Origin of the sequence: Olsenella phocaeensis (assembly GCF_900120385.1) — a bacterium.
Classification (GTDB): Bacteria; Actinomycetota; Coriobacteriia; order Coriobacteriales; family Atopobiaceae; genus Olsenella_I; species Olsenella_I phocaeensis.
Window position 1 is genome coordinate 1 of record NZ_LT635512.1, and the last position, 8,854, is coordinate 8,854.

An 8,854-nucleotide genomic window follows, 5' to 3' on the forward strand; every position below is an offset into this window, starting at 1 on the left:
TGCCATGGCGGAGATGGCACCTGCGATGCGGTACGCCGCCTGCGTGGCCTCGGCGTAGTCATCCCCGGCGCCCGCCCACACGTCGATCGACCAGTCGTGCTCCCACGTGACCGCCGTGACCGGGACGCACCCCACCTGGCGCACGTGGGCAAGCGGCTCCCCGGTGACTTCCTCGGGGTACTGCGCGACGCACGCGATCCCAGTCGCCTCGGCGATGTCCCGCGCCATGAGCCACTCGCCGTCCCTGGGCACCGTCACGCTCTGCATGCCTGCACCGCCAGCGTCAGCGTCTTGTCGGTTGCCTCGGCCACCTTGGCCTCCCTGGTCATGGCGCGCACGGACACGACAACGCGCGAGTCTCCGTGGTAGGCGTCGCCGACCTCGAAGCCGTCCCCCGCAACGGCGGCGATGCGCTCGGCGCTCTCCCGGACGGCCGACTCGACCTCCGGCGACTGCAGGAGCTCGCGGATGCCCTCGTGGTCCAGCTCGAGCCGGAAGCCCCCGACCCTCTCAGCCATTGGCGCTCCAATCCACGAGCGGGACCTCGAGGTGGTCGACGCCGCCGAGCGGCGACGGGTAGGCCATCGGCTCGCCGTCCACGGCGTAGTCGCGGCCCGCGTAGGTCACCCTGTCCCCCTTGCGCACGTCGGCCCCGGGCGGCAGGTAGAGCGTCGCCCTGGACGTGGCGGGCATGGCGGTCTGCGTCTTGTCCGTGGACGTCTGGGGGTTGCCCACCCAGCAGCCGGAGATGGTGGCTTTCGTTGGCTTTGACCAGTCCGCCACCTCCGTGCCACGCGACACCCTCTTGCCGGGCCGCGCGACGGCGATCGCGACCAGGTTCCACGTCGGCATCGGCATGCTAGGTCACCAGCCTGTAGGGCGCGAGCTCCGCCGAGTGCGCCATGACGCCCTGCTGGGCGCTGTAGCTCACCTGCGTCCCGCCCGCCGTCTGGCTGCTGATGCCGGGGTGCCCGACGAGGAACTCCGAGACGAGGGCGACGAGCGTCGACTGCAGCGCTCCCATCGCGTCTGACCCGGCGACGTAGCGCACGGTGACGCCGCGCCAGCCCGCCCGGAGCGCGGCGCAGGGCCGCACGAAGCGCACCAGGCCATCCTGGCTCCACTCGTAGCACTCGGGGTCGACTGCCTCGCCTCCCACGGACACGGAGTCCACCGAGGAGACCGACATGGCGGGGAGCCGTATCAGCCGCCCGCCGTCCGCGACGTAGGCGCACGCCAGCGAGGGGGCGACGTGCCACCCGCACTGCCGGCGGATGGCGTCCGAGTACGCCCCGAGCGCCCAGTCGACCGTCTCGGTGGTCGCGCTGAGGGTCCCGCCCGTTGCCGCTGCGAACTCGTCGGGGGTCATGATGGGCGGCAGCTCGCCGTCGACCTCGTATCGGTAGGCGCTAGGCATCCTCGTCCGCCCCCTTGTTCGCGGCCTTGCGGGCCTTGTTGCGGGGCTTCGCGGCCTTGGGCTTGGCGGTCTCCCGCCCGTCCCCGGCCAGTCTCGCCCCGGAGGGCTGNGCGCTCCATGCCGGGGTTCAGGGCCCTCCACGTCGCGCACCCCACGGGGAGGTGCCGAACGAGGAGGGAGAGGCCGTCCCAGCCGATGGTGGCGGGCACGTCGCGCAGGCGGATGCCGAGCGTGGCCATGAGGTCGCAGTCGAGCGCCCCGTCCGTCTCCTCGTCTAGGCGGACGAGGCCTGCGATTCCCCCGGCTTCATGCCGGAGTCGGCGACCCACGCCTTGACGAGCGCCCCGAAGTCCCCGATGGTGAGCCCCTCGGTGCACCCCGGCGCGTGTCGCTCGAAGAACGCCTGCATGCCGGCGGTGGCCTCGACGTTGTCCGAGCTTCCCCGCAGGGCGAGCGCCTCGGACAGGCTGATGCAGCGGTACTTGGGCACGGAGTACGGGCCGCTCTCGCCCACCTTGAAGTCGAACGTCTCCGCCTCGTGGCGGACGAGCTGGAAGGTGTCAGCCATGTCCTACGCTCCCGTCACGACGCCGTCGTCGTAGATGAAGTGCACGTAGCAGCCGTCGGGCGCCTTGTTGAGCGAGATGGTCATCGAGTAGGTGTTGTCGTCCGGCTTGAAGCTCACGTCGGACAGCTCGGTGACCTGGCCGTCGTACACGTAGACGCGGATGCGGCGGTTGCCGTCCTTCATGGAGAAGCAGAGCGACCGCTCGGGGCCCGGCTCGCCGGTGAACCCCATGTCGATGACCTCGCCGTGCTCGGCCGTGGCGGGGGTGACCTTCACGTTGCCGTCTCCCACGAGCATCTTGGCCATGGTGGAGTCAACCTGGATGGACGGGAGCGTGATGGACGGGTCGGCCTCTCCGGGCACGACGCGGATCTTCTTCTTCCACCAGTCGCGCAGCGCGTTCCCCGCCTCGATGAGGCCGGAGACGGCGAGCCCGTCCGCGCCGACGTAGCCCAGCGCGTCCGGCCACGTGGCCTTGTCCAGCTCGGAGCGAGCGTCGGTCGGGGCCTTCGCCTTGCCGGGGAGGCCGACGTTGACCTCGCCGGTCACCGGCAGGTAGACCTTGTTGCTGTCCTCTTTGCCCATTCGTTCTCCTTACTGCTCTGCGCCGCGCAGGGCGGCGTTGGCGGCCACGGTCACGCGCGGCACGCCGGGATGGTTTGGGTCTGGGTTCGGGTAGACGGAGGTCACGGACGGGTCGTGCCAGGCGTTCCCGCTCGCGGGCGTGCGCCGTGCCATGGCGGAGATGGCACCTGCGATGCGGTACGCCGCCTGCGTGGCCTCGGCGTAGTCATCCCCGGCGCCCGCCCACACGTCGATCGACCAGTCGTGCTCCCACGTGACCGCCGTGACCGGGACGCACCCCACCTGGCGCACGTGGGCAAGCGGCTCCCCGGTGACTTCCTCGGGGTACTGCGCGACGCACGCGATCCCAGTCGCCTCGGCGATGTCCCGCGCCATGAGCCACTCGCCGTCCCTGGGCACCGTCACGCTCTGCATGCCTGCACCGCCAGCGTCAGCGTCTTGTCGGTTGCCTCGGCCACCTTGGCCTCCCTGGTCATGGCGCGCACGGACACGACAACGCGCGAGTCTCCGTGGTAGGCGTCGCCGACCTCGAAGCCGTCCCCCGCAACGGCGGCGATGCGCTCGGCGCTCTCCCGGACGGCCGACTCGACCTCCGGCGACTGCAGGAGCTCGCGGATGCCCTCGTGGTCCAGCTCGAGCCGGAAGCCCCCGACCCTCTCAGCCATTGGCGCTCCAATCCACGAGCGGGACCTCGAGGTGGTCGACGCCGCCGAGCGGCGACGGGTAGGCCATCGGCTCGCCGTCCACGGCGTAGTCGCGGCCCGCGTAGGTCACCCTGTCCCCCTTGCGCACGTCGGCCCCGGGCGGCAGGTAGAGCGTCGCCCTGGACGTGGCGGGCATGGCGGTCTGCGTCNCCTCGTCGCCGATGAGCTGGTCAACGATTTCCAGCGCCCCCGCGAGGGCGTCGCGGAGCCGGGACAGCTGGCCCTCGTCCGCCTTGGATTTGCGCCTGCCGTACTTTGAGGCCTTCACGTCCGTGACGAGCGCGTTGGGGTTGGCCGGGATGGGCACCGCCGAGATCTCGAAGAGCTCGAGGTCTATGAGCTGGTTGGCCTTGACGCCAGAGTCCAGCGTGACCTCAGCCTGCTCTCGCACGTCGTAGGCGAAGGAGAACTGCGAGATGCGGCCCTCCCTGTAGAGCTTGTAGGTGTAGGCCGCCTTCGGGTTGTCCAGGTCGAGCCTCGCCGTGAACTTCAGGCCGTGCTCGTCCTCCTGGGCGGTGGCGGCGCCGAGGTTGCTCTCGGGCTGGCTCACGTCGTGGCCGAAGAGGAAGGGGATGGGGCGCTCGCCGCGCTCCCCCAGCGTGCGCGAGAAGGCCCCCGCCTTGATCACGTCGCCCCAGGAGTCGGGCACGTCCTCGTCGAAGGTGGCGGCGTACCCCTCGATGATGCCCTCGCCGAGGTCGGACGCGCCGTCCGCCTTCACGTCGAAGCTCTTGTGCCTGTGCATCTTGCCTGCTTTCTGTCGCTCGTACCATTCGCGGATGACCTGGGCCGTGCGCGCGGGCCTCCCGTCCTCGCCAGCCCGCCTGAGGCACTCGTCCATGCCCGGGTCGAGCGTCACCACGTCCGCGCCCGCGGCCTCGTATGCGGCGAGCTGCCCCTCGGACGGGGAGGTGTGGATGACGTAGTGGTCGGCGTCCCCGCCCCCGCCTGCGAGGGCGCGCTCTATGACGGACGCGCGAGCGGCGAAGGCGGCGTCCCTGACCTCGCCGCGCGCCTCGTGCGGGTGGCGGTTGCCCAGCGCGTCGGCCAGGGCGTCGTAGTCAACCACCACGTCCCCGTCCCGCGCGTGCTCTCGGCAGTAGGTGGACTTGCCCGCGCAGGGCGGACCGAGGATGACGTATATCACGCGATCACCGCCTGTAGATGCTTATCTCGACCTCGCACTGGCACCCGTAGGTGTCCTCGGCCGTGAGCGAGTCGTCGTGCGGCCAGTGGGCCCCGTTGGAGAACGGCTCGTCGTAGCCCACCGTCTCGCCGTCCATGGCGAGGTGCTCGTCGCGCGGGTTGGCCTCGCCGCTGCCGGCGTGAACCCACGTCTTGCGGCGCTCGAACTCCGAGGCCGGGACGCGCTGTCCGATGGCTTCCTTGCAGCCCCACACCGCCGCAGTCGTGGCGAGCGTCAGCCCTGCGCGGGCCGCCCCGCTGGACTTCGCCTTGTCGTAGACGCCCCTCGGGCTGTCCTTGGCCACGTCCTCGTCGGCCTCCTCGGGGTCGACGTCGAGAGACGCCAGGAGCTGGCGGAGCATCGACGCGTTGAGCGCCTTGGCCCTGCCGTCGCACATCGCCTTGAGGTAGCTCACGGTGCGGTCGCTGTCGTAGCCGTCCGGGTCCATCCCGACGTCGCGGAGCGTGGCCCGACCGCTGCGCCTGGTGAGCTCGAGCATGATCGGGCGGAGGTCGGCAGAGAGCTCGCGGTCCCAGCGCTCGGCGTCCCACCAGCCGGGGTCGCCGTCGGCCTTCGCGAGCCTCCCGCGCGACTTGGCGCTGTCGATGGCCGGGAGCACCTTCTTGGACTGGCGGTCCCAGAACCTCGTCAGCGTGGACGTGAGCAGGGCCGCACCCGCCGCGTCCGCGCGCTGGTGGCTCTTTGCCGACCACCCCTTGGACTTGGCGGGCGCGGCGCGCGACGCCTCGCCCGGCGCGCCCGCGTCGGTTGCCTGCGCCATCTCGTCCCCCAGCAGGAGGTTGAGCGGCGTCGCCAGCTCGGCGGCGGCCCCGCCCAGAGCGGGGCGGTTGAGGATGGCCCTCGCCTCGTCGGTGAGGAGCACCGGGCGGCCCGTTGCGGAGACGAGCGTGGGAAGGAGGTCCTCGGGCGAGGCCTGCAGCTTGCTCTGCAGGTCGAACTCCGCGTAGTGGCGCGTCGCGTCCATGCCGAGCAGGTCCATGAGCTGGTGGTTCACACGTTCCTGGATGAGGTCGAAGTACGGCGTGAGTGTCTCCGCGTAGAGCGCGCGGGCATTGTCCCTGGCGCTCGCGTACGTCTGCGTGTCGTTGTGCCAGACCATGGAGGGGTTGACGCCGTAGACGGCGGCGACGTCCTCGCGGGCGAGCGTCGTGGCCTGCGCCCACTCCGCGTCGCGGGCGTTGAGCTGCGCGTCGTGCAGCTGCATGCCGTCCTCGAGCAGCGGCGTGCCGCCCGTGTCGGTGCCGTCCGCGCCCGAGAAGCGCTCCTTCCAGTCCTTCGCGAACCGCTCGCGGGCGCCGGGGGACCACGAGGCCTCCCTGTCGCGCGAGATCCAGCGGTTGACCAGGCCCCCGTTGCGCCACACCTTGTTGCGGTAGTCGTAGGCGCTTATCTGCTCTGCGAGGACCAGCTTCAGCGCCTCGACGGGCGAGGCGGGGTTGATGGGGTCGCTGGGGTCGTAGAGCGCGAAGCGCACGCAGTCCGCCGCCTGTATGCGCACCGGCGCGCGGCCGGCCTGGGGCACCTGCAGCAGCCAGCTGGACGGCTCGAAGCCGTCCTTCGTGTACGGCTGCGTGACCCACTCGGGCGGGACGCGCGTGGCCTCCCACCCGCTCTCCATGTCCGCGTTCGGCACGACGTACCACAGCGCCCAGCCGTAGATCAGTATGTCGGACACGGTGGCCCGCACGAGCTCGTAGGTGGTCACGGAGGCGTTGGGCCGCGTCAGCAGCAGCGCGAGCTGGCTCGCCACGTCGCGCGGTCGGTCGTTGTCGCCCCTGCGCTCGTAGACCTTGATCGGCGTCGCCGCGACGTTGCGGGCGAGGAACCCAACCACGGCCCTGAGCGCTGGCTGCTCGCGGTACACCTGGCCGGGCGTCTTGCCCAGCACCGCGGTGGCGCGGGGGCCCGCCACGCGCTCCCAGCGCGGGCCGCGACGGAAGAGGCGCATGAGCGCGTTCGCCATCGGCGCCCTCCTTCGGCATGGGAAAGGCCACCCTCGCGGATGGCCCTACTTGCGGAAAATGTTTAAGAAATATGGGATTCCCCCTAGACAATCTATAGGGTGAATCCTATAATAGGGCCAACAAGAGACGAGAGGAGGTGGTCAACTTGGAAGAGATAAAGGAAATCGCCATCGCGGTGATAGCGGGACTCGTGGTCCACTACGTCGCGAAGGCGATTGACGAGCGGCCCCACCGCGACGGCCGGCCAAAGCACATGCGGTAGGGCGCGGGGCGGGGGCTTCGGCCCCCTCCCCTCCCATCTTATACGACTAGGGGGCAAGGGCATGGAAGATATCCTCACGTTCGCGAAGTGGATCGTCGCGTTCTCGATCGTGGCGATCGTGGCGAGGCTCATAGACGGAAGGAGGCGCTGATGGCCGTGTCTGACGCCCAGAGGAGGGCGGACGCCAAGTACAAGCGCGAGAGCACCAAGACCGCCGTGGCGAGGTTCTACCCTGCCGATGCTGACCTCTGGGAGTGGCTCTGCGCCCAGCCCAACAAGGCCGGGTACATCAAGCGGCTCATACGGGAGGACATGGAGCGCCGCAGTGGCTAGGGCGGCGGGTCATATGACCAGCAGTCCCTCGTCCTCGTAGGCGCTCCCCGCGCCCTCGTCCTGCCTCGCCCACGTGGCGAAGCCGTAGGCCATGGAGCAGGCCACGAGCGGGGACACGTCCTCCTTGCTCCTCGCGCGGTCCCACGCCCACGCGCCGTCTCCGAGCGGCTTGGTGGCGGCGACGTTCGCCGCGAGGTCGAGCANGTGTCCTTCTGCAGGCGAAGGGCCTTGTAGTCGGCGGGGTTGAGCACCACGGCGTCGGCCATGAAGGGGGACGCCTGGCCGATCGAGCTGATCGCCCCGAAGATGTCGTCTGCGAGGGTCGCGGCCTTGGCGGGGGCGGCGAGGATGCCGGACGTTCCGCCGAGGTCGGAGACGAGCGTGTCCTCGACCTTCAGGTCGTGGGTGTAGATGCCGCGGTTCTGGATGGCGGTGGCGAGCCACGCCTCGTCCTGGGTGATCTCCCAGCTCTCCTTGAAGATGCCGAAGACCTTCTTCAGGGCGACGTTCTTGGGGGTCTTGTCGCCGAAGTGGAACTGGTGGCCCGCCTCGCCCTCGGCGGAGATGCCGGTGTCGCCCTCGAGCGCGCCCTCGACCAGGTACTGGATGGAGGTCGCGTCGCGGGACTCGGCGCCGAAGAGGTCTCGGACCTGGAGGCGGCGGCGCGCGCCGGTGACCAGGCTGGTGTCGTAGAAGGTGTCGAAGCCCGCGGCCCCCGCGGGCTTGGCGTGGGCGTCGGNCCCGATCGGGTGAGGTCCTGCGCCATGCCTATGACGAGGGCGCAGCGCATCATGAACATCCAGTACAGCGTCACGACGACGATCAGCGTGGTCTTGCCGTTCTGCCTGGCGACCAGGACGAGGACCACCGTGAAGCGCAGTCGCCAGTCCCCGCCGAACTCGCCCTCGATCTCGAGCGCGTGGACGAGCAGCCACCTCTGCCACGGGAGCAGCCCGACGCGCAGCACGCTCTCGGCGAACCTGATGACGTCGAACCCGAGCGAGGTGTCCTCGTCCAGCTCGCGGAGCGGCGGCGTGAGGACGCGCGGCTCCGTGTTGCCCCTGCGCAACCAACGACACCCCCTAGCGCCTCAGCGGAGATCCGCCCATCATGCCGTCGAGCGTCTCCGCGTCGCCTGCGGCGACGCCCTCCATGTCGGAGAGGAGCCTGACCGCGCCACGGTACTCGCGCAGGAGCGACTCGTAGGCGTCGAACGCGGGGTTGCGCCTCGTGACCTCGTGCGGCGTCCTGTCGCCGACGACCTCCCTGATGTAGGGCGACTGGTCCCTGAGCTCGCGGCGCAGCCTGGCGAGCTTCCTTGCGATGAAGCTCGCGTTCCTGCGGAGCTGGGCGATGTCACCCTCCCTCTTGCTCTTGGCCACTTTCGCCCCCTTACGGTGCCGTGGGGAATTTTTGGGTTCCCTTCGTCGGGGGGAAATGAATGCTGCCGGGTAAGAGCGTCGGCGGTCGGGAATCTCCAAGATTCCAACCCCCTACCTCCCCTACCACTCGCGCGAGGCGATACCCAGCGGTTTCGTCGACGCTCGCTTTCCTCGGGCGCGGTTGCATCGGCAGTGCGACGGCCTGATATTGGACAGCTCATATTCGAGCTCGGGATGGCGCGAAACGTCGAGATAATGGTCCGGTTCGTACGCGTCTGGGGTCCCCGTGCGCGAGCTCAGGCCGAGCGAGTAGTCGATGCGCCTGCCGCAGATCCAGCAGCGGGCGCCGAGCTCCTTGTCACGGGCGAACGCCGCCCGGCGCACCCGCTCCCAGGCCGCCGACCCCCTCCGCCCCATGGCACCCCCCCCAGC

General features: G+C 70.1%; 13 protein-coding genes. 1 reads left to right on the forward strand and 12 read right to left on the reverse strand.

The features are described from left to right. From BQ7388_RS10385 to BQ7388_RS10435, 10 genes are all read right to left on the reverse strand, one after another. Nucleotides 1-267, reverse strand: a 267-nt coding sequence (locus BQ7388_RS10385; RefSeq protein ID WP_129583262.1) for a DUF3168 domain-containing protein, incomplete at its 3' end; no start/stop codon positions are given. Further along, nucleotides 255-518: a hypothetical protein gene (locus BQ7388_RS10390; RefSeq protein ID WP_072500601.1), complete on the reverse strand. Its 264-nt coding sequence runs from the start codon at nucleotides 516-518 to the stop codon at nucleotides 255-257. The genes BQ7388_RS10390 and BQ7388_RS10385, both read right to left, overlap by 13 nt. Then, nucleotides 511-858, reverse strand: coding sequence for a hypothetical protein (locus BQ7388_RS10395; protein WP_072500602.1), 348 nt, complete (start codon nucleotides 856-858; stop codon nucleotides 511-513). The genes BQ7388_RS10390 and BQ7388_RS10395 overlap by 8 nt, the downstream gene beginning before the upstream one ends. Nucleotide 859: 1 nt before the next feature. Then, on the reverse strand, nucleotides 860-1,417 hold the full coding sequence (locus BQ7388_RS10400; RefSeq protein WP_072500603.1) for a hypothetical protein: 558 nt from the start codon (nucleotides 1,415-1,417) through the stop codon (nucleotides 860-862). A gap of 274 nt (nucleotides 1,418-1,691) precedes the next feature. Further along, nucleotides 1,692-1,985 (reverse strand): hypothetical protein, encoded by a 294-nt coding sequence (locus BQ7388_RS10410; protein ID WP_072500605.1) that lies wholly within the window; start codon nucleotides 1,983-1,985, stop codon nucleotides 1,692-1,694. A gap of 3 nt (nucleotides 1,986-1,988) precedes the next feature. Further along, the gene (locus BQ7388_RS10415; protein WP_072500606.1) at nucleotides 1,989-2,570 is read right to left on the reverse strand and encodes a phage tail tube protein; all 582 of its coding nucleotides are present in this window, start codon (nucleotides 2,568-2,570) and stop codon (nucleotides 1,989-1,991) included. 9 nt (nucleotides 2,571-2,579) lie between these two features. After that, nucleotides 2,580-2,984: a DUF3168 domain-containing protein gene (locus tag BQ7388_RS10420; RefSeq protein ID WP_072500607.1), complete on the reverse strand. Its 405-nt coding sequence runs from the start codon at nucleotides 2,982-2,984 to the stop codon at nucleotides 2,580-2,582. Further along, the gene (locus BQ7388_RS10425; RefSeq protein WP_072500601.1) at nucleotides 2,972-3,235 is read right to left on the reverse strand and encodes a hypothetical protein; all 264 of its coding nucleotides are present in this window, start codon (nucleotides 3,233-3,235) and stop codon (nucleotides 2,972-2,974) included. The genes BQ7388_RS10420 and BQ7388_RS10425 overlap by 13 nt, the downstream gene beginning before the upstream one ends. Further along, entirely contained in the window at nucleotides 3,228-4,115 is an 888-nt protein-coding gene (locus tag BQ7388_RS10430) for an HK97 family phage prohead protease (RefSeq protein WP_456319937.1), read from the reverse strand. The genes BQ7388_RS10425 and BQ7388_RS10430 overlap by 8 nt, the downstream gene beginning before the upstream one ends. 310 nt (nucleotides 4,116-4,425) lie before the next feature. Then, nucleotides 4,426-6,444: a phage portal protein gene (locus BQ7388_RS10435; protein ID WP_072500609.1), complete on the reverse strand. Its 2,019-nt coding sequence runs from the start codon at nucleotides 6,442-6,444 to the stop codon at nucleotides 4,426-4,428. A 413-nt stretch (nucleotides 6,445-6,857) separates the two neighbouring features. Between BQ7388_RS10435 and BQ7388_RS10440 the strand changes: the two genes are divergently transcribed. Next, complete coding sequence (locus tag BQ7388_RS10440) at nucleotides 6,858-7,040, forward strand: hypothetical protein (RefSeq protein WP_072500610.1); 183 nt, start codon at nucleotides 6,858-6,860, stop codon at nucleotides 7,038-7,040. A 1,082-nt stretch (nucleotides 7,041-8,122) separates the two neighbouring features. On the opposite strand, the gene BQ7388_RS10450 is transcribed toward BQ7388_RS10440, so the two are convergent. Further along, entirely contained in the window at nucleotides 8,123-8,422 is a 300-nt protein-coding gene (locus tag BQ7388_RS10450) for a hypothetical protein (RefSeq protein WP_072500612.1), read from the reverse strand. A gap of 120 nt (nucleotides 8,423-8,542) precedes the next feature. Further along, on the reverse strand, nucleotides 8,543-8,854 hold a 312-nt coding region (locus BQ7388_RS13135; RefSeq protein WP_234946955.1), incomplete at its 5' end, for a hypothetical protein.